The 19,991-nt window shown below is 70.2% G+C and carries 16 protein-coding genes; 14 read left to right on the top strand and 2 right to left on the bottom strand.

Annotated features, from left to right (window positions below; genetic code table 11):
* Positions 1-119 precede the first annotated feature (119 nt).
* The 7 genes from MYMAC_RS12345 (at position 120) to MYMAC_RS12315 (ending at position 5,130) form a co-directional block, all read left to right on the top strand.
* On the top strand, positions 120-857 hold the full coding sequence (locus MYMAC_RS12345) for a M50 family metallopeptidase (RefSeq protein WP_095958233.1): 738 nt from the start codon (positions 120-122) through the stop codon (positions 855-857).
* Between the two features lie 132 nt (positions 858-989).
* Positions 990-1,973 (top strand): DUF2381 family protein, encoded by a 984-nt coding sequence (locus tag MYMAC_RS12340; RefSeq protein WP_239989505.1) that lies wholly within the window; start codon positions 990-992, stop codon positions 1,971-1,973.
* 11 nt (positions 1,974-1,984) lie between these two features.
* Positions 1,985-2,473, top strand: coding sequence for a serine/threonine protein kinase (locus MYMAC_RS12335; protein ID WP_095958231.1), 489 nt, complete (start codon positions 1,985-1,987; stop codon positions 2,471-2,473).
* A 169-nt stretch (positions 2,474-2,642) separates the two neighbouring features.
* Positions 2,643-3,359, top strand: a complete 717-nt coding sequence (sitI6, locus tag MYMAC_RS12330; protein WP_095958230.1) for a SitI6 family double-CXXCG motif immunity protein — start codon at positions 2,643-2,645, stop codon at positions 3,357-3,359.
* Between the two features lie 242 nt (positions 3,360-3,601).
* Positions 3,602-4,534, top strand: coding sequence for a VOC family protein (locus MYMAC_RS12325; RefSeq protein WP_095958229.1), 933 nt, complete (start codon positions 3,602-3,604; stop codon positions 4,532-4,534).
* Positions 4,535-4,560: 26 nt separating this feature from the next.
* A complete protein-coding gene (locus tag MYMAC_RS12320) occupies positions 4,561-4,752 on the top strand; it encodes a hypothetical protein (RefSeq protein WP_095958228.1) in 192 nt (63 codons plus the stop codon).
* Between the two features lie 72 nt (positions 4,753-4,824).
* Positions 4,825-5,130: a hypothetical protein gene (locus MYMAC_RS12315; RefSeq protein WP_204817545.1), complete on the top strand. Its 306-nt coding sequence runs from the start codon at positions 4,825-4,827 to the stop codon at positions 5,128-5,130.
* 187 nt (positions 5,131-5,317) lie between these two features.
* On the opposite strand, the gene MYMAC_RS12310 is transcribed toward MYMAC_RS12315, so the two are convergent.
* Together MYMAC_RS12310 and MYMAC_RS12305 are read right to left on the bottom strand one after the other, a co-directional pair.
* On the bottom strand, positions 5,318-6,601 hold the full coding sequence (locus MYMAC_RS12310) for a DUF445 domain-containing protein (RefSeq protein WP_095958227.1): 1,284 nt from the start codon (positions 6,599-6,601) through the stop codon (positions 5,318-5,320).
* A gap of 161 nt (positions 6,602-6,762) precedes the next feature.
* Positions 6,763-7,419 carry an MBL fold metallo-hydrolase gene (locus tag MYMAC_RS12305; RefSeq protein ID WP_013939067.1) on the bottom strand — a complete coding sequence of 219 codons (657 nt, stop codon included), beginning with the start codon at positions 7,417-7,419 and terminating at the stop codon, positions 6,763-6,765.
* Positions 7,420-7,524: 105 nt separating this feature from the next.
* Between MYMAC_RS12305 and MYMAC_RS12300 the strand changes: the two genes are divergently transcribed.
* From MYMAC_RS12300 to rho, 7 genes are all read left to right on the top strand, one after another.
* Positions 7,525-8,190 carry a hypothetical protein gene (locus MYMAC_RS12300; protein ID WP_043710779.1) on the top strand — a complete coding sequence of 222 codons (666 nt, stop codon included), beginning with the start codon at positions 7,525-7,527 and terminating at the stop codon, positions 8,188-8,190.
* A 271-nt stretch (positions 8,191-8,461) separates the two neighbouring features.
* Positions 8,462-10,840 (top strand): DNA gyrase/topoisomerase IV subunit A, encoded by a 2,379-nt coding sequence (locus MYMAC_RS12295; protein ID WP_204817543.1) that lies wholly within the window; start codon positions 8,462-8,464, stop codon positions 10,838-10,840.
* A 12-nt stretch (positions 10,841-10,852) separates the two neighbouring features.
* Positions 10,853-12,784 (top strand): DNA gyrase/topoisomerase IV subunit B, encoded by a 1,932-nt coding sequence (locus tag MYMAC_RS12290; protein WP_013939064.1) that lies wholly within the window; start codon positions 10,853-10,855, stop codon positions 12,782-12,784.
* 146 nt (positions 12,785-12,930) lie between these two features.
* Positions 12,931-14,352, top strand: coding sequence for a PEGA domain-containing protein (locus MYMAC_RS12285; RefSeq protein ID WP_239989504.1), 1,422 nt, complete (start codon positions 12,931-12,933; stop codon positions 14,350-14,352).
* Positions 14,353-14,414: 62 nt separating this feature from the next.
* Positions 14,415-15,614: a PEGA domain-containing protein gene (locus tag MYMAC_RS12280; RefSeq protein WP_204817541.1), complete on the top strand. Its 1,200-nt coding sequence runs from the start codon at positions 14,415-14,417 to the stop codon at positions 15,612-15,614.
* Positions 15,615-15,662: 48 nt separating this feature from the next.
* Positions 15,663-18,140 (top strand): signal peptide peptidase SppA, encoded by a 2,478-nt coding sequence (sppA, locus tag MYMAC_RS12275; protein ID WP_204817539.1) that lies wholly within the window; start codon positions 15,663-15,665, stop codon positions 18,138-18,140.
* Between the two features lie 267 nt (positions 18,141-18,407).
* A complete protein-coding gene (rho, locus tag MYMAC_RS12270; protein WP_082207175.1) occupies positions 18,408-19,964 on the top strand; it encodes a transcription termination factor Rho in 1,557 nt (518 codons plus the stop codon).
* Positions 19,965-19,991 lie beyond the last annotated feature (27 nt).

Here is a 19,991-nt window from a genome sequence, read left to right as displayed (position 1 = left end):
CCGTCCGGCGCCCGCAAGCGACTCCCTTCGCCGTGACGCCGCGCGGCCTGGAGGCCGGGCTTTTTCGTGGAAGACGAACCCGGATTAAGTGTTGGGGTGTCCCAGGAGGGGAGCGACCGATGCGGACCGCCAGCGGTGCACAGCTCGATTTCGGCCGGTTGGCCCTGCTCGCCCTCATGCTGGGCGTGGGCTGGTACTTCTGGGACTCGCCGGTGCTCTGGCCCATGAAGGTGCTGGTGGTGATGATGCATGAGAGCGGGCACGCGCTGGCGTCGCTGCTGGTGGGGGGCTCGGTGGACCGCATCCACCTGGCGGCCAACGAGTCGGGCTCCTGCCTCTCCCGCCTGCCGCCGGGGCTGCTCGCCAAGGTGGCCGTCTACTCCGGGGGCTACCTGGGCAGCGCGGTGGCCGGGGCCGGGCTGCTCCTGGCCACGTTCCGCTTCCGGCTGCGCCGCTGGGTGCTGGGCACCGCGAGCGTGTGGCTCACCGTCATGGGCGTGCTGTACGCGGGGGACAGCTTCACCCTGCTCTTCTGCCTGGGCACGGCCGTGGTGCTGGCCCTGGGCGCGAAGTTCCTGCCGGACGGCGTGGTGGACGCGCTGAACCTGTTCATCGCGGCCTTCACCGCGCTGTATGCGCTGTTCGATTTGCGCTCGGATTTGTGGAACAGCGCGGTGCGCTCGCAGAGTGACGCGGCGCTCCTGGCGGAGCTCACGTACGTGCCCGCGGTGGTGTGGGCGGCGCTGTGGTCCTTGCTGGCCATGGGCTTGCTGGCGGTGGCGGCCTACACGTCCCTGCACGCCCGGCCCAAGGGGCTCCAGATGCCCTCCGTCACGGCGCGGACGCGGCGGGTGTAGCGCGCCCCGCCGCGCCCGGCCCCATTGGCGCGGCGACGGCCCTCGCCGCCTGGGACCGGCACCTGTCCCTGTCACTCACCTGGGACCACTTGAGGGCCCGGCTTCTGGGCGCGTTGGTTCTTTGACATCGGCGTGGCGCGCAGCAAGGTTGCCATCCTGGAACCCGCCTGGATAGGTTGGAAACCCATGCGCGCTCCCCGGTTCTTCAGGTCCTGCATCGTTCTCATCTTGGCTGCCTTTCCAGCACAGGCCAGGGAACCAACCGATACGCTGACGATCCGCACCCTCCAGATTTCAGACCACCCAGGCCAGGAGGCGCCGTCCATCTATGTCTCCGGGCAGATCGTGACAGCGCTCCGCTTCGAGAAGGAGATTGAGCCCTCGAAGACGAAGTTGCTGGCCTGGGAAGGCAGGTTCAAAGCCCCGCTCGTGGGCAGCCAGAAAGTGGTCCTGGAGCCGCTTCGAAACCTTGATGCAGGCGAGGCACTTCCCCTCCTCGTGACGCTCATTGACGGAACAGAGTTCATGTTCCTGGTGAAGCCCAGGAGCCGTGAGGAATGGGGCTGGACCGACTATCAGGTCAACGTATTCAAGGACCCCAACAGCTACGACGCGGTCCTCTCGTCGCTCCACGACGCACTCAAGCGCGAGCGCAAGCTGAGCGCCGAGAACGAGCGATTCAAGGTGGAGGAGAACTCCATCGACCATGCATACGCGACGCTGCTCGCGAACGGTCAGGTCAAGCAGACGCCCTTCCACCGAGAGGTGTTCTACCGACCGAAGAACGAAGACATGGATATGGTCGTCGAAGTGTTCTCGGGCCCTGGGAAGGCGGCGGTCCTCATTCACCTGACCAACACCGACTACGGTGGGCCATGGACCTTTGATGGTGCCTACCTGACCCGCGACTTCACCCACCGCACAGCTCGCCCTTTCGCGCTCCGGATGAACCGGACGCACATCATTCCCGGGCAGTCGGGCAAGCTCGCGGTCGTGGTGGACAAGACCGCCTTCGAAATGGAAGGCCAACTCGTCGATCTCGCCCTTCAGATCTTCAGAGGAGACGGCCAACTGCAGGTCGCCGTGGCGATGGATCACACGCTCGTTCGGAAGTAGAAGCGGCCTTCATGCCCGCCAGCAAGCCACTCCAGGTCAGCCTGACCCTCCTGCTCACCGCGTCCATCGGCTGCACCAGCAGCGGTGTTGCCCTGCGCCCGGATGGGACACCGGGTCCCCAGGACTGCCCTGACGAGGCGAAGCGCGTCATGGAGGCGCTCAAGCTTCATGTCGGTGATGCGGCCCTTGTGGAACTCGATGCGAACCAGCTCAGGAGCAAACGAATCACGCTCTATGACGGCCCCATCGAGAGCGTCCTGAAGGATGACTTCGGCACACTGGAGCCGACGACCCGATTGTACGGACATGTCTGGACGGGTGGCCCGCAGGTCGTCATCCGGTATTACGAAGCGCACCGGCCCGACAGCGCGAAGCTTCCCATCTGTGCGGTGGCAAGGCTCAGCTACGACCAGATGAAGAAGCGGCCCGAGTCCAAGCCCGGGACCGCCATGCTCGACGGTTCTGTCGCAGCGGCCTACATCGTCGACGCCTTTCGGTAAGCGAGGCCTCAGGTCACGGTCCTCCGTCCGCCTGGCGGCGGTGCCTTCCGGGTCGCCGTGAGCCGACTCAATACTGAACCCGGTAGAAGCGCTCGCGGCGCGCGTGGCGGACATGGTCGGCCCCATCGGCGCCTACCACTTCAAGGCAGGGACTTGAGAGATTGAGCGCATGACGCGGTTCTTCGGGGTACGTGCGGAAAGGACGACCTCCTTCAACGGCGGCTTCGATGCCACGCACAAGTGGCGCCTGCCCGGCGTGAAATGCCACGTCTGTGGAGTGACCTGGGGCGGAGCCGGACACCAGTACCCCGAGGTAGACCTGTCCGCATTGCCCGAGCAGTCCCGTTTCGTGAAGCCCTGGCCCATTCCCGTTCCGGAGCTGGAGGCGCTGCGAGCGTTGATCCGCCCCCTGCTTCCATCGGGTGTGGCCATTCCGCCGGGCACCCACCTGGGCCCGCTCGAAGGCACTGCCACTGGGAAACTCGGTCCACTGACGTCACAGGGCGACATCATGTGGGTCGTTCGGCGGGACGCCCTTGAGCGCCTTCAAGCCGAAGGCGTCACGGGACTGCTCGGCTGCAGAACGGAGTTGAGGTTCCGCCAGAAGGAGCCACCAGCGCTGCTGGAACTCCAAATCGAACCGCGCGGACGGCTCCATCCGGACTGTCTTCCCTCGGACCTCGCTCCTCCATGCGACGCCTGCGGCCGAGTCGCTCTTCGGCTGCCGGATGCGCCCTTTCTCGACGCGGCATCGCTTCCCACCGACCGCGATGTCTTCCGCGTCGGAAACTACTCCACCGTCATCGTCTGCACGGAGCGGTTCATGGAGACGGTGCACCGCCTCGGACTGGAAGGCATGGCCTTCCGTGAACTTCCCGCACGCTGATGACGCTCGGGCCCGCCACCTCCGTCACGACGCGGGCGCGGCGGGTGTAGTCCCCAGGGGCCTGTCGGCGTCGCGCCAGGCACAGTGCCGCTACCAGCAGTCGCCCGGACGTGCCTCGTGGGTTGTCGCCCGGGCACAGCCGCCGCATATCGAAGCTCCCGGCCCGTCCTGTCCCGTCCACCTCCGAGCCCGCCGGCCATCCAGCCCGCGAGTGGCTTTGGGACTCGGCACGAGGAGAAACGATGAAACGTCCTGGCACGTGGCGCGCGTGGCTTCGCGGAGGACTGCTGCTGACCACCGTGGGCGCCGTGGGCGGCACAATCGCCACCCAGGGCGGGTGCGCCTCCTCGCCGGACACCGCGGCCCGCGCGGGCATGCCCCTGTCGCCCACGCCCCTCTACGGCAAGTTCGTCTGGCATGACCTCGTCACCGACAATCCCGCGGCGGCCAAGCGCTTCTACCGCGACCTGTTCGGCTGGGAGTTCGTGGACGTCCGAGGCGGTCGCCGCCCCTACTCGCTCATCCGCGCCCAGGGACGCTGGATTGGCGGCATCGTCCATCCGGCGAGCGCGGCCGAGAAGCGCGAAGGCGCGCTGTGGCTGGGCTACCTCTCCGTGCCCGATGTGGACCGCGCCGTCACCGAGGTGAGCGCGCGCGGCGGCAAGACGCTCGACGGCCCCATCGACGTGCGGAACATCGGCCGGGCCGCGGTGGTCGCCGACCCGCAGGGCGCCGCGGTGGGCTTCGTGCGCTCCCTGCCAGGAGACCCGGCCGACACCGGCGTGCCCGAAGAGAATCAGTTCCTGTGGATGGAGTACCTGGCCCAGGACCCCGTCGCCGCGACGGGCTTCTACAAGGAGCTCCTCGGCTACGCGGTCCGCGAGCGCCCGCTCGGCGGCGGGCCGCACTACGTCCTCGCGCAGGGCCCGCATCCCCGAGCCGGCGTGCTGGCCAACCCGGTGAAGGGCGCCCGGCCCAACTGGCTGACCTATGTCCGCGTGAAGGACCCGGCGGCGCTCGCCAACCGGGCCCAGGCCCTGGGGGGCCGCGTGTTGATGGCCCCGCGCCCGGACGCCCGCGGCGGCTCGCTCGCGCTCATCGCCGACCCGAGCGGCGCCGTGCTCGCGCTCCAGCGCTTCCCTTTTGAGCCGTCCAAGTCCGCGGCGGCCCCCTGACCCGCCACTTTCGAGGAGCAACCTTCATGCGCCATCACACCTCCATTCGCTGGCTGTCCTGGGCCGTCCTGCTGGGTGGCGCCCTGCTGACGTCCGGCTGCACCGAACAGCCCGCGGGTGTCGGGCTCGGCTTCACCACGCCCTCCCCCTGGAACTCGATGCCGCAGATGGAGGTCACCACCACCTGGAACGGCGGGCCCATGTACTGGTCGCCCTGAGGCGGCCCGTCCCCCTCGTCCACGGGTCGGGCCTGCTGGCCGGACCTCCGCCACGGGCCTACACTGCGCGGCATGACGCGTGACGAGACGGTCATCGGGGAGTGCCTGCGCGCGGCGGTGGAGGGGCCGTTCTTTCCTGACGGGGAGCTGCACACCCTGCTCGGGCTCTTCCGAGAGGAGCTCGCCGCCGTCCTGGAGGCATGGCCCACGTTCCACGACGTGGAGACGCAGCGGGACGCCGTCAACGGTACGCTGAACAACCTGCTCAATTACCCGCACGCGGAATGGGCCTCGTGGCCCCGATACATCTCCGCCGCTCCCGAGGAGGTCGCCGCCGTCTACGAGCGCTGGTGGAGCGCCAACGCCCGGGCGGACTGACGCCCCTCGCGCGGGCGCACGCCCCCCACGGCCAGGACACCCGCGTCCGGTGACACCACCGCGCCCAGGGACAGGCGCGAGCAGCTTGAGGAAGGAGCGGACCCCATCAGGGCCCGGCGCACACCGCCCAGGCGAAACAGCCTCCCCGGAGGCGGGCGGCGAGCCACGCCTCCAGGGAGACGGAACATCAGGCCTGCGGCGTGTGGTGGACGCCGTTGGACAGCTCGTTGCGGACGACCTCGGACACGCGCTCGCGGACCATCTCGCCCACGCGCTCACGCACGTCGGCGCTCACGCTCTCACGCACCGCGCTCGCGATGCGCTCGGGGTCGACGGAGCCCCCGGAGTGGTGCGTCTGGGACATGGACGGGCCCGCGCGCATCGCCTCGCCGAGCGCGGAGCGGACGGCCTCGGGGAGCTGCGAGCGGAGCGCCGAGTCCAGCTCCGAGCGCATGTTGCTCACGAGCCGCTCACGCAGGGAGTCCGCCAGCCGCGAACGGATGGCATCCGCCAGGCGCTCCACGTCGTGCCCCCCCTGTCCCATCATCATGCCCTGCGGCATGCCGCCCTGCTGCATCATGCCCCGGTAACGGGCCATGGCGCCGCGCAGCAGCTCGCCCATGCGCTCACGCAGCACCTCGCGGACGCGCTCGCGCACCGCCGCGTTGATGCGCTCCCGGAGCCCCTCGGACAGCCGGTCCTGGAGGGAGTTCGCGATGCGGTCTGGGTCGAACGAGCCCGCCGCCATGCCGCCCCACTGGCGAGACACCGCGCCGCGGAGCCCCTCGGACAGGCGCTCGCGCAGGGCCTCGCGCACGCGCTCACGCAGGCTGTACACCAGCCCCTCGTGGAGGGCCTCGGCCAGGCGCCCGCGGATGGCGTCCGCCAGCCGCTCCGCGTCACTCGGGTTGAAGCCGGGCATGCGCTCCGACATCACCGAGCGCAGCGTGTCCGCCAGCCGCTCGCGGAGGGCCTCGCGCACGCCGTCATGCGCGGCGGTGTTGATGCGCTCGCGCAGCGACTCCAGCAGCCGGGTGCGCACCGCCTCGGCCAGGCGCTCGGCGTCCGGGCCGCCGAAGGACATCTGCCACTGCTCGACCAGCGCCGCGCGCACGCACTCGGCCAGCCGCTCCCGGATGCCGTCACGGATGCGCTCGTGCACCACGGAGGCGATGCGCTCGCGCAGCGTGTCCGCGAGCCGGGAGCACAGCGCGTCCGCGATGCGCTCCGGCTCCGGCATGCCGTACCCCTGGGGCATCATCCCGTACCCCTGGCCGTACCCCTGCGGGAACCCGCCGCCGCGCTCGGACAGCGAGTGCCGGATGGCCTCGGCCACGCGCTCCCGCACCTCCCGGCCGAGCCGGTCCTCAATCGTGGAGACAATCTGCTCGCGAACGGCCTCGGTGACCCGCTCCTTCAGCGACTCGCCGAACATCTGCTGCGACTGGGATGAAAGCTGCTCCTGAAACATGAGAACGCTCCTGACTCGACGCCTGGACTGCGAGAAAACACGGCAGGCGAAGACCGCCTCCTGCCGGGAGCGATTCAATAGACAGGCGCGCACTCACGGTAAACGTGTCGACGGTGTGAGGCCCCGTTGGCCGCCAGACACGGAAGGCGCGCCGCGGACGGTTACTTCCGCGGGCGCATGCGGAACGCGACGAAGGCGTCCACGTTGTCGAAGGCGAAGTACGGGTTCTTCTCCCGCACCGCCTCCATGGACGTCACCGGCACGTCCGCGTAGTCATGGCCCGGATACAGCTTCGCGCTGCCGGGCACCTTCGCCAGCACCTGGGACAGGGAGCGGTACATCTGCTCCGGGTCGCCCCCGCTCATGTCACACCGGCCGCAGCCGTTGATGAACACGGTGTCGCCGGACACGAGCGCGTCACCGGCCAGCAGGCAGTGCGAGCCCGGCGTGTGCCCGGGCGTGTGCAGCGCCTGGAACGTCTCCGCCCCCACGCGCACCTCATCGCCCGGCCCCAGGGGCCGCAGCGCGCCGCCCAGCTCGCGCAGCTCCGGGGAGAACTGGACCTCCTCCCGCTGCGCGAACACCGGCACGTCCCACTTCGACAGCAGGTCCGGCAAGCCGTTGATGTGGTCGAAGTGGCAGTGCGAGACGAACGCGCCCACCACGCGCTTGCCGTCCTGCTTGACGGCCTGCTCGATGGCCTCCACGTCCCACGCGGGGTCCACCACCACCACCTCGTCCGAGTGCCGGGGGCCCACCAGGTAGACGAAGTTGTCCATGGGCCCGAGCTTGAGCTGCCGCACGTACGGTTCACGCATCGCGAAATCCTCCTCGTGGGAAGCCCCACTCTACGCCCGGGGCTTGAAGCGGCGGGCGCCTTCCCTCTTGAATGGGCCCCTTTTTGCCCCTGGGGAGGTCTCCACGTGAAGCGCCCATTGCTCCTCTGCACCCTGCTCGCCGGCACCGCCTTCGCCGCCAAGGAGCGCGCCACCTTCCGCTACACCGCACCTCCGGAGGGGGAGCGCCCCGTCATCGTCAACGCCGTCATCGGCCCCCAGGGCAGTGACTTCGCCATGCGCCTGCGCTTCGACAAGGTGCCGTTTGGCGACGCGTGCAAGAACCGCTGCGCCAACACCACGGTGCTGCTCGACACCGACAACAGCAAGCAGACGGGCCTGCGCCTCGCGGCGAAGAACGCGCCCGGCAACGGCGCCGACGTCGCTGTCATCATCCAGGGCGTGCGCGACCACGCGAGTCAGCAAGGCGCCCCGCCGGCGAGCTGGTTGCGGGTGAAGGTCCGCCTGCTGGGCAGCGAGGCCTCCACCTTGGATGACGGCGAGCTGCTGGCCGAGCTCAACCACCGCCAGGACCCCGAGCGCCTCCACGTGGACGGGGAGACCCTCTACCTGCTGGTGGACGCCACCAGCCCCTCGCTCCCCGCCGCCCGCAGGGCCCGCGTCGTCTACCAGCCGCCCGGCGCCAGGCCGCTCCAGGCCACCATCCCCGGCATGATTGGCGGCGGGAGCGGCAAGGGCGTGCGCATCTTCAAGGACGGCTCGTGGGGAAAGGCCCGCGACGCGACGCCGTAGCGAGTCCGCCCGCACCCTCCCCCAGCCAAAGAGCCTCCAACCTCGGAATTCCGCGGGGTTGGAGCGGGGTTCTGCTGGCGAACAGGACTGGACAGGCGTATAGGTAGGCACTGTTGGAGAGTGCGCAACCCCCCGAATTCGTTCCCAATGTCAGGGTGGCATGGTAGTCCCGGCGCCCTGTTACATACCTCTGCTACCCCCAACGTGAGGAGTGCGCGGGTCGCGCGCCGCGTTCGGGGTGCGGGGCGTTCTCACCTGTGGATTGACGACCATGCGCGCAGAAGCCGAATCGAAATCGCGAAAGAAGCAGGGAGCCGGGGGAGGCGGCGGCGGCGGTGGTGGCGGCGCCGCGGGTGGCAACGGTGACGGCTCCGTGCCGGCCTCGCTCGCGGACGAGGCGCGCCGCCGGTACATCAACTACGCCCTGTCGGTCATCACCTCGCGCGCCCTGCCGGACGTGCGGGACGGCCTCAAGCCGGTGCAGCGCCGCATCCTGTTCGGCATGTACCACGACCACCGGCTGACGCATGAGGCCAAGTACCAGAAGTCCGCCAAGGTGGTCGGCAGTGTGATGGGTCAGTACCACCCGCACGGCGACTCCTCCATCTACGAAGCGCTGGTGCGCATGGCGCAGGACTTCTCCCTGCGCTACCCGCTGGTGGACGGCCACGGCAACTTCGGCTCGCTGGACGGCGACGGCGCGGCGGCCATGCGCTACACCGAGTGCCGCCTGGCCATGCTGGCTGGTGAGCTGCTGACGGAGCTGGGCAAGAAGACGGTGGCCTACCGGCCGACCTACGACGGCTCGATGCAGGAGCCGGTGGTCATCCCCGCGCGGGTGCCGCAGCTCCTGATGAACGGCACCACGGGCATCGCCGTGGGCATGGCCACCAACATCCCGCCCCACCACCTGGGCGAGCTGGTGGACGCGCTGGTGGCGCTCATCGAGAACCCGCAGCTGCTGACGAAGGACCTGCTCAAGTGGGTGAAGGGTCCGGACTTCCCCACGGGCGGGCAGATCCTCAACGACAAGAAGGAACTGCGGGACATCTACGAGTCCGGCCAGGGGAGCATCCGCATCCGGGGTGAGTACAAGCTGGAGGACCTCAAGCGAGGCGGCCAGCAGCTCGTCATCACCTCCATCCCCTACACGGTGAACAAGTCCACGCTGGTGGCCAAGTTCGGCGACCTGGTGCGCGAGCGGAAGCTGCCGCTCATCACCGACGTACGCGACGAGTCCACCAAGGACGTGCGCATCGTCCTGGAGCTGAAGAAGGACGCCAACCCCGAGCTGGTGATGGCGTACCTGTACAAGCAGACGCCGCTGCAGACGAACTTCGGCGTCAACCTCACCTGCCTGGTCCCCATCAAGGACACCCCCGAGCTGAGCACGCCGCAGCGGCTCAACCTCAAGGACATCCTCCAGTACTTCCTCGACTTCCGCTTCGAGGTGGTGACGAAGCGCTTCGAGCACGAGCTGGGCGAGCTGCTCCGGCGCGTCCACATCCTGGAGGGCTTCGAGAAGGTCTATGACGCGCTCGACGAGATGATCAAGATCATCCGCGCGTCGGAGGGCAAGCAGGACGCCGCGAAGAAGCTCATCGCCCGCTTCAAGCTGGATGAGGTCCAGGTGGACGCCATCCTGGAGATGAAGCTCTACAAGCTGGCGCGCCTGGAGATCCTCGTCGTGGAGAAGGAGCTCAAGGAGAAGCGCGCCGAAATCAAGCGCATCCAGGGCATCCTCAAGGACAAGAAGAAGGTGTGGGGCACCGTCCGCGACGAGCTGGGCGAGCTGAAGGCCCGCTACAACGACAAGCGCCGCACGCGCATTGGCGGCGCGGGCGCCGAGGAGATGGAGTTCAGCGCCGAGGCGTTCATCGCGGACGAGGACGCGCACGTGGTCATCACCCGCGACGGCTGGGTCAAGCGCGTGCGCGAGGTGAAGGACCCGTCCACCACCCGCCTGCGTGAAGGCGACGCGGTGATGGCGGTGCTGGCCGGCAGCCTCAAGGCCAACCTGGTGCTCTTCAGCAACTTCGGCACCGCGTATGTCACCCGCTTCAACGACGTGCCGGCCTCCACGGGCTACGGCGAGCCGGTGCAGAAGTTCTTCAAGTTCGACGACGGCGAGCGCGTGGTGTCCGCCGTGTCGCTGGACGCGCGGCTGCCGCGCCCGCAGAAGCTGGTGGGCGTGACGAAGCAGGGCCTGGGCATGCGCTTCCTCCTGGAGCCGCACCTGGAGGTCTCCACGCGCGCGGGCCGCCGCTACGCGAAGACGGGCGAAGGCGACGAAATCATCGGCGTGCAGCCGGTGACGGACCGCGACCTGCTGGCGGTGCTGACGGAGAAGACCAGCGCCCTGGTGTGCAAGGTGGCGGAGGTCAACGAGCTGGCCGGCCCCGGCAAGGGCGTCACCGTCATCAAGGTGGACGGCGGGGACCGCGTGGTGGACTTCCTCGCCGTGTCGCCCGCCCAGAAGGACGCGAGGCTGGAGTTCGAGACGCAGAAGGGCCGCAAGCTGCACCTGTCCCCGGCGAAGTACGGGGTGACGGGCCGCGGCGGCAAGGGCCACGAGATGTCGAAGCGCGACGCCGTGAAGGAGGTGGCGCGCCCCGTCACCTTCATCCCGTTGCCCGAGAAGAAGGACTAGGCAGAGGACGCCATGGCGACGAAGAAGGAAACCTACACAGGCGCGGACATCCAGGTCCTGGAAGGCCTGGAGCCGGTGCGCAAGCGCCCGGCCATGTACATCGGCGGCACCGACAGCACGGGGTATCACCACCTGCTGTGGGAGATCCTCGACAACTCGGTGGACGAGGTCATCAACGGCTTCGCCACCACCGTGGAGGTGACGCTCCACAAGGACAGCCGCAGCGTCACCATCGTGGACAACGGGCGTGGCATCCCCGTTGACATCATGCCCAAGCACAAGAAGCCGGCCGTGGAGGTCATCCTCACGACCCTTCACGCGGGCGGCAAGTTCGAGCAGGGCAACTACATCCACTCCGGCGGTCTGCACGGCGTGGGCAGCTCGGTGGTGAACGCGCTGGCGCGCAAGCTCGTCGTGGAGATCAAGCGCGACGGCAAGAAGCACGTGCAGACGTACGCGCGGGGCAAGGCCACCAGCACCCTGAAGGCGGACGGCGCCACGCGCGGCACCGGCACGTCCATCACCTTCGAGCCGGACCCGGAGATCTTCGGCGAGAAGCTGAAGTTCGACGCGGAGACGGTGCGCGAGCGGCTGGAGGCCAAGAGCTACCTGCACAAGGGCATGACCGTCGTCTGGAAGGACGAGACGACCAGCCCGGCCACGTCGGTGACGTACAAGCACGACGGCGGCATCGCGGAGTACCTCACCAAGGTGGTGACGGAGCGCAACAAGCCGCTGGTGCCGGCGGGCAGCGCGGCCTTCTACCACTCGCGTGACAACGGGGTGCGGCTGGAGGCGGCGCTGGCGTGGACGGAGGCCACCGACGAGCACATCCGCTCGTACGTCAACGGCATCCCCACCCCGCTGGGCGGCACGCACGAGGCGGGCCTGCGCGGCGCGGTGGTGAAGGCGGTGCGCAACTACATCGAGACGCACGGCATCGCGCCCAAGGGCGTGACGCTCACCGCGGAGGACATCCGCGAGGGCATCACCGCCATCCTGTCCACCTACGTGGTGGAGCCGCAGTTCCAGGGCCAGACGAAGGGGCGGCTCAACAACCCCGAAGTCTCCGGCCAGGTGGACGGCGTGCTGCGCCCGGCGCTGGAGAAGTGGCTCAACGACAACAAGTCCATCGCGGAGTCCGTGGTGGCGCGCATCGTCCTGGCCGCCCGCGCGCGCGAGGCCAGCCGCGCCGCGTCCCAGGCGGTGAGCCGCAAGACGGCGGTCAGCCACCGGCTCAACCTGCCGGGCAAGCTGGCGGACTGCTCGTCCACGGACCCGGGCCTGAGCGAGCTGTTCATCGTGGAGGGTGACTCCGCAGGCGGCTCCGCCAAGCAGGGCCGGGACAGGCGCACCCAGGCCATCCTCCCGCTGCGCGGCAAGGTGCTCAACGCGGAGCAGGCGTCCACCGACAAGGTGACGACCAACAAGGAGCTCCAGGACATCGTGTCCGCGCTGGGCTGCGGCATCGGCTCCGACTTCGACATCAGCAAGCTGCGCTACGGCCGCGTCTTCCTGCTGATGGACGCCGACAGCGACGGGCACCACATCGCCACGCTGCTGCTCACCTTCTTCTACCGGCACCTGCGCCCGCTCATCGAGAGCGGCGCCATCCACATCGCCCAGCCGCCGCTGTACCGCGTGGACATCGGCAAGGAGACGTACTGGGCGCTGGACGAGCCGGACCGCGACCGCATCATCAAGGAGAAGGCGAAGGGGAACGCGAAGCCCAACATCATGCGCTTCAAGGGGCTGGGTGAGATGACGCCCGACGAGCTGAAGGAGACGACGCTCGACCCCAAGCACCGCATGAGCCTGCGCGTCACCATCGACAAGCCCCTGGAGACGGACCGCCTCATCAACGACTTGATGGGCAAGGACGTCAGCGCCCGCTTCCGGTTCATCATGGAGCGCGCCGGCGAGGTCCAGGACCTGGACGTCTAGTCAGGGCGGAATCACTGGCGCCAGCGCGGGTCCCTCCCCACCCCGGAGGGGCCCGCGTGCGCGGCAGGCTTTTGAGACGGGGCCCCGGCTCGGCTAGCATCCGCGCCGTGACTACGTTCCGCCGATGCTCCCTGCTCCTCGCGTTCATGCTGGCCACCTCTCCCGCGTACGGCCAGTCCGCGCGGAAGAAGAAGTCCAGCAAGAAGTCCCCCGCCACCACGCAGCCGGTGAAGACGACCCAGGCGCCGCCGGCGGATGACGAGGAATCCATTGAGCCCCGGATTTTCGGCTCCCCGAACGACACCGACGAGGCGGCCGTCAAGCCGCGGGTGACGCCGGATGCGCCGACGGTGGCCCAGCCCGAGGCGGCGCCGGCGCTCTCGGGTGAGTCGGCGGTGGCCAGCGCGGCGGTGACGGCCACCGGGCCGGTGGCGCTCTTCGCGGTGGCGCGGACGTCGGTGGTGGAAGAGGCCGCGGTCAAGCTGGAGGACGAGCTGCTGCGCCGGCTGAAGCTGGGCGGCGTGGAGCTGGTGGACCTGGGCGCGGCCTTCCCGCCGCCCCCGCCGGCGTCGCTGACGCGCGCGGACACGCTCTTCGAGCAGGGCCGGTCGGACTACGACAACCTGGACCCCGAGGCCGCGGAGGCGAAGTTCCGCGCCGCGGCGGAGGCCTATATCCAGCACCCGGCGGAGCTGAACCCGGAGCGGCTGGCCCGGACGTACCTGTTCCTGGGCGCCTCGCGGATTCTCAACGGGGACTCCCCCGGCGGCATGGAGGCGTTCAAGCTCGCCGTGGTGGCGGAGCCGGCCATGACGCCCGACGCCGCCCTCTTCGGGCAGGACGTGCTGAAGGCCTTCGACCAGGCCCGCGCCGAGGTGACGGCGCGCCCGGCCGGCACGCTGGTGGTGGAGTCCCAGCCCGCGGGCGCGAGCGTCGTCATGCGCGGCAAGGCGCTGGGCGTCACGCCGCTCAAGGGCGTGGAGGTCCCCGCCGGCCAGCACCCCGTGGTGGTGTCCCTGCCCGGCTACTCGGCGTTCGCGCAGTACGCGTCCGTGGCGTCCGGCGCGAGCACCGAGGTGAAGGCGGCGCTGGAGCCCACCCCCGGCCTGTCCGCCGTGCGTGACGCGGCCCTCCACGCCGCCACCGAGCAGGCCTTCGAGCGGGACACGCCGCCCCCCGAGGCGCGCGCCATTGGCGAGCGGCTCAATGCCCGCTACGTGGTGCTGGCGGCGGTGTCGCGCGGGGAGAAGGGGCACCTCCAGGCGGAGCTCCAGGCGTGGGACCTGCGCTCCAACGCGCGGCTGCGCGGGGTGGAGATCGCCCTGGCGCCGGGCGCGAAGAAGAACGGCCCGGACGCGGCGGCCGAGCAGGTGCGCGCCTTCGTCAACGGCGTCACCCTGCCCCGCGTGGCGGAGAGCGGCACCTCGTTCTCCACCCTCATCAAGCGCCCGTGGTTCTGGGCGGTGGTCGGCGGCGCGGCGGCGGTGACGGCCGGCGCCGTCTTCGTGGCGACGTCCCAGGACAAGGGCCGCCCCTTCAACCCCGTTTCTGGTGGAGTCGGATTCTGAGGCGGATGCAGGTATTGAATCCCCGCCCCGCCTCACGCGTCGCCTGTGTTCAAGGTCACCTCATGAAAGTCCTCGCCCTCGCCGCCCTCCTCCCCGCGCTGGCCCTCGCGGCCCCGCCCCAGGCGCGCCGCGTCAGCACCCTCCTGGTGTCCATGGACCCGGCGTCCGAGGCGTCCAGCGTGCAGATGGAGGGCTACATGAACGAAGCCCTCGCCCACTTCGCCGGCATGACGGTGCGCAAGTCGGAGGACCTGTTCGGCATGCCCGAGGACCCGGGGGCCCGGGCCTCGCTGGAGCGCGGGCGGAAGGGCTACTCGGAGAGCCTCGCCGCCTTCGACAAGAAGGAGTACGACGAGGCGGAGCGCAAGGTCCGCGCCACCTTGAAGGAGCTGCAAGGGGCCGCGGGCGCCATGCGCGGGTGCTCGCCGCTGTGTGACGCGCTGGCGCTGTACGCCGCCGTGCTGCACCTGCGCGGCGAGGTGGAGGAGGCGAAGCTGGCGCTCATCGACCTGATCGCGCTGTCGCCCACCCACGAGCTGTCCCCCAAGCGCTTCACGCGTGAGTTCCTCTCCCTGCGCGTGCAGGTGGCCACCAGCCGCACCTCCCAGCTCCGCGGCACCGCCACGGTGAACTCGCGGCCCTCGGGCGCGCGCGTGTTCGTGGACGGCGAGGCCGTGGGCTACACGCCGGTGACGCTGCCCGCGCTGACCATTGGCAAGCACCTGCTGCGCGTGGAGCGCCCGGGCTTCCGCCAGCACGGCCAAATCATGGAGGTGGCCACCGACGACACCGAGCTCACCGCCAACCTGGTGCCCACCTCTTCGTACAAGGCCTATGACGCGAAGCTGGACCGGGTGGCGGGCGAGGTGAACCGCGCCGGGGAGAAGGCCTCCGGCGTGGCGGCCATGCTCCAGTCGCTGGGGTTGGACCGGGCGCTCGTGGGCACCCTGCGCGCCCAGGGTGAAGGCACCGAGCTGACGCTGGGCTACTACGACGCGCGCACCGGCCAGCGGCTGGCGGGGCGCCGCATGTCCGTCCAGGGTGACGAGTTCGGCCAGCTCAAGCAGGAGATGGAGCGGGTGGTGAACCACCTGGTGAACAGCCTCGGCGAGAAGGTGACCAAGAGCCGGGACCCGCTGGACAACCGCGGCGGCATGGAGGACTGGTCCTCCGAGGACCGCGGCGGCCGCGGCAAGGCGCAGGACAGGAAGAAGAACGACGGGGACCCGCTCGACGGTGTGTCCGGAACCGAGGACTGGTGACGCAGGGCGCTTGTCCCGGGACGCCTGATGCCTAGAGTCCCGGGGCGTATGCGCCTGCTCGCCCTCCTGCTCCTCCCCAGCCTCGCGCTCGCCCAGACGAGCGTCATCAGCCAGCCCGGCCTGCCCTCCCGGGGCCTGACGCTGCCGCCCACCGGCGCCGCGCTGGTGGACGAGGCCACGGCCCTGTCGCTCAACCCCGCGGGCCTGGGCTTCGTCGACGGCAGCCAGCTCTTCTACCTGCACGAGCGCAACCTCGTGCATGACGGCCTGGGGGACGGCGTCTTCCTGGCCACGCGCCTGCTGGGCCTGGGCCTGGGCGGCTCCATGGAGTGGATTCGCGGGCGGGCGGAGCCGGACTACCGGCGCACCTCGCTGGGCCTCTCCCTGGGCACGCGCACGCTGCAGTTGGGCGGCTCGTGGCATTCCTACGGCGCGTCCAACCGGGACGTCGACGCGCTGGACACCTTCGACGTGGGCCTCACCGCGCGGCCCCTGCGGGCGCTGTCGCTGGGCGCGGTGGTGCGCGACGTCAACGCCCCCACCGAGGGCACGCTGGCGCTGAAGCGGCAGTACAACCTGGGCGTGGGCATGCGGCCCCTGGGTGAGCGCTACACGCTGGGCGTGGACTGGCTCTTCTCCGAGGGCGCCTTCCGCCGGGGCCAGGCCACCTACACCCTCAACGCGGAGGTGGTTCCGGGCCTCCGCCTGGGCGCGGGCGTGTCCCATGGCTTCGCCTCCGGGGTGCCCCTCGCGCTCCAGGTGGCCGCCACGGTGGACACCTCGCACCTGGGCCTCACCTACGCGGCGGGCGGGACGAACGCGGGGTTGGACCACCTGGTGGCGGTGCGGCTGTCGACGGAGACGTACCGCTCCATCACCCCGCGCGGCGGCGTGGTGACGATGCTGGACTTGAATGACGCCCTGAGCGGCGGCACCAGCCCCGTCCTCTCCTGGCTGGGCGTCAGCGAGGCGGACCCGTACCTGCGGCTGACGCGGTGGCTGGACCTGGCCACGCAGGATGAGCGGCTGGCTGGCGTGGTGGTGAAGTTGGAGAGCCTGCCCGGGGTGAACTGGGGCAAGGCGGAGGAGCTGCGCCAGGCGCTGCTGCGGCTGCGCGCGGCCGGCAAGCGGGTGATGGCGGTGGTGCTGTCCACGGACGACCTGGGCTACTTCGTCGCCTCGGCGGCGGACCGCGTCTACGCGCTGCAGGAGTCCATCCTCTACGTCAACGGCCTGGCGCTGCACCTGCAGAACTACGGCGGGACGATGGAGAAGCTGGGCGTGCACTGGGACGTGGCGCGGGTGGGCCGCTTCAAGACGGCCCCCGAGCAGCTCTCCCGCAGCGAGCCCAGCGACGCGGCCCTGGAGTCCACCAACGCCTACCTGGACACGGAGGTGGCCCTCTACGAGAAGGCCGTGCAGGAAGGCCGCAAGGTGCCCGTGGAGCGGCTGCGCGAGCTGTGGGCGCTGGGCCTCCCCCAGCCGAAGCGCGCCGTGGAGCTGGGGCTGATGGACGGCATCATCGCCACGGCGGACCTGGACAAGAAGGTGGCGGAGCTGATTCCGGGCGGGCGCTTCAGCACCACGTACGCGCCGCGCGACGAGCGCGAGGACCGCTGGGCCCGCCGGCGCCGCATCGCCGTGGTGCCGGTGCTGGGCGACATCATCGGCGGCCGCAGCCGCGAGGACCCGCTGGGCTTCAGCCGGCTGGCGGGCGCGGAGACGGTGCTTCGCGCGCTGGAGCAGGCGCAGTCGGACCCGAGCGTGGCGGCCATTGTCGTGCGCGTGGACTCGGGCGGCGGCGAGGTGCTGGCGTCCCACCTGATGTACGAGGCCGTGCGGGAGGCGGCGAAGCACAAGCCCGTCATCGCCTCCATGGGCGACTACGCCGCGTCCGGCGGCTATTACGCCGCCATCGGGGCGCACGAGGTGTTCGCTTCGCCCACGACGCTGACGGGCAGCATTGGCGTCTTCTACATCAAGCCCGCCGTCGAGGGGCTGCTGGGCGGCCTGCTGGGCATCCACCAGGAGAGCCTGACGCGCGCGCCGCTGGCGGACATCCTGGACCCGTGGCGCCCGTGGACGAAGGAGGAGCAGGACGCGGCCCAGGCGTGGGCGGACGCCTCCTACGACAACTTCATCACCGAGGTGGCGCTGCGGCGGAAGCTGGACAAGGCGAAGGTGGACGAGGTCGCCCGGGGCCGGGTGTGGAGCGGCCAGGACGCGCTGGCGCGCGGGCTGGTGGACAAGCTGGGCGGCCTGCTGGACGCCGTGGACGCCGCGCGGCTGCGCGCGGGCATCCCCCCCGACGAGGAGCTGGACCTGGTCGTCATGGGCGAGGCGCGGGGCTTCCTCTCCGCGCTGGGCGGTGAGCCCGGGGTGCGCGCGGCGCTGTCCCTGATGCCCCCGCCGGAGCCCGCCCTGCCGGAGTCCCTGCGGGCGCTGGCCCGCTCGGCCGGGCTGAACCTGACGCTGCTCCAGCCGGGCCTGAAGGCGATGCTGCCCTTCCAGGTCACCGTCCGCTGAAGGCCCGCGAGGCCGCCCCCGAAGCAGGGGGTGGGGTCCGGCGGACGACACCGCGCGAAAAAACCGGCGGCGCCGTCCCCGGCCTCTGTTACTGTTATCTCCGCACCCCGGACGGCTCTGGGCCGCCAGGGTGCTCCAGGAACCGGCGGTTCGGCCTGCTCGTCACCACGGCCCCGCGTCCGCTTCCTGTCCCACGGCCTGAGTCACCTTGCGTCCCCGCCCTCCTCGTGGAGCGGCCGCCCGGGGCGCACACAGTCTGGAACCCACATGAGCGAAAACCCCGATAACCGCGACCCACGTGATGCCCCCCCTGTTCCCGCCGCCCGCGCCGTCGCGCCGCCCGAGCCGGACGATGACGGGGGCGACGAGGGTGACGATGAGGGGCCTGATGACGGCGATTCCGGCGCGGCTGGCGCGCAAGGTGGCGCCCCCGGGCAGCCTGGACAGGCGGGGGGCCGCCGCCGCCGCCGCCGCCGCCGCCGTCGTGGCGCGCAGGTCCACTTCACCCCGGACGGCCAGGCCTACCGCATGCAGCCGGGGCCGGACGGCCAGCAGGTCCAGGTCTTCCTGACGCCGCAGGAGCTGGAGCAGTACCGGCAGCGGCAGGCCCAGCAGCAACAGCAACAGGCGCAGCAACAGCCACAGCAGCAGCCCGCGCACGGCGGCCAGCAGGAGCACCGGCGCCACGGGCAACACGGCGGCGGCCACCAGGCCTCGCAGCAGGCGAACCTGTCGCCGGTGGAGGGCGTGCTGGACACGGAGGTCAAGGGCCCCAACGCCTTCCTGCGTCAGCTCAAGCGCAACCTGCTGGCGGCGCCGGACGACCCGGAGCTGCCGAAGAATCTGGTCCAGAAGCTGCGGCTGCGGCAGGGCCAGTACGTCACCGCCTTCGCGCAGATGCGGGGCCACAAGGGCGTCATCCAGAAGGTGGACACGGTGGACGGCCGGCCCCTGGAGGGCGCGCCGCGGCTGCCGCACTTCGCGGACCTGACGTCGGTGGACCCCACCGAGCGGCTCAAGCTGGAGAACGGGCACAAGGAGATGGTGACCCGGGTGCTGGACCTCATCTCGCCCATTGGCAAGGGGCAGCGCGCGCTCATCGTCGCCCCGCCGAAGACGGGCAAGACCATCATGCTCCAGCGCATCGCCCAGGCCATCCTCTCCAACCACCCGGAGTGCCACGTCATGGTGGTGCTCATCGACGAGCGGCCGGAGGAAGTGACGGACATGCGGCGGAGCATCAAGGCGGAGGTGCTGGCCTCCAGCTCCGACCGCCCCACCGCGGACCACCTCAAGGTGGCGGAGCTGGCCCTGGAGCGCGCGCGCCGGCTGGTGGAGTCCGGCAAGGACGTGGTCATCCTCCTGGACTCGATTACGCGTCTGGCCCGCGCCTTCAACAAGGAGGTGGACAACTCCGGCCGCACCATGTCCGGCGGCGTGGACAGCCGCGCCCTGGAGCGCCCCAAGCGCATCTTCGGCGCCGCCCGCGCGACGGAGGAGGCCGGCTCGCTGACCATCATCGGCACGGCGCTCATCGACACCGGCAGCCGCATGGACGAGGTCATCTTCGAGGAGTTCAAGGGCACGGGTAACTCCGAAGTCACCCTGGACCGCCTCCTGGCGGAGAAGCGCGTCTTCCCGGCCGTCAACATCGCCCAGTCCGGCACCCGCAAGGAGGAGAAGCTCTTCACCCTGCGCGAGTACGAGAAGGTGAAGAAGCTGCGGCAGATGCTCTTCTCCGTGAAGCCGGTGGAGGCCATGGAGGCGCTCGTGAAGCGGCTGTCGCGCTACACCTACAACGACGAGTTCCTCGACGAGCTCTAGTCCCGCTTTCGGGAGTGGTACGGCGGG

This window comes from Corallococcus macrosporus DSM 14697 (genome assembly GCF_002305895.1).
Taxonomy (GTDB): Bacteria; Myxococcota; Myxococcia; order Myxococcales; family Myxococcaceae; genus Myxococcus; species Myxococcus macrosporus.
The sequence above is the reverse complement of the archived record's forward strand: the minus strand, read 5'-3'. Positions and strand labels throughout refer to the sequence as shown.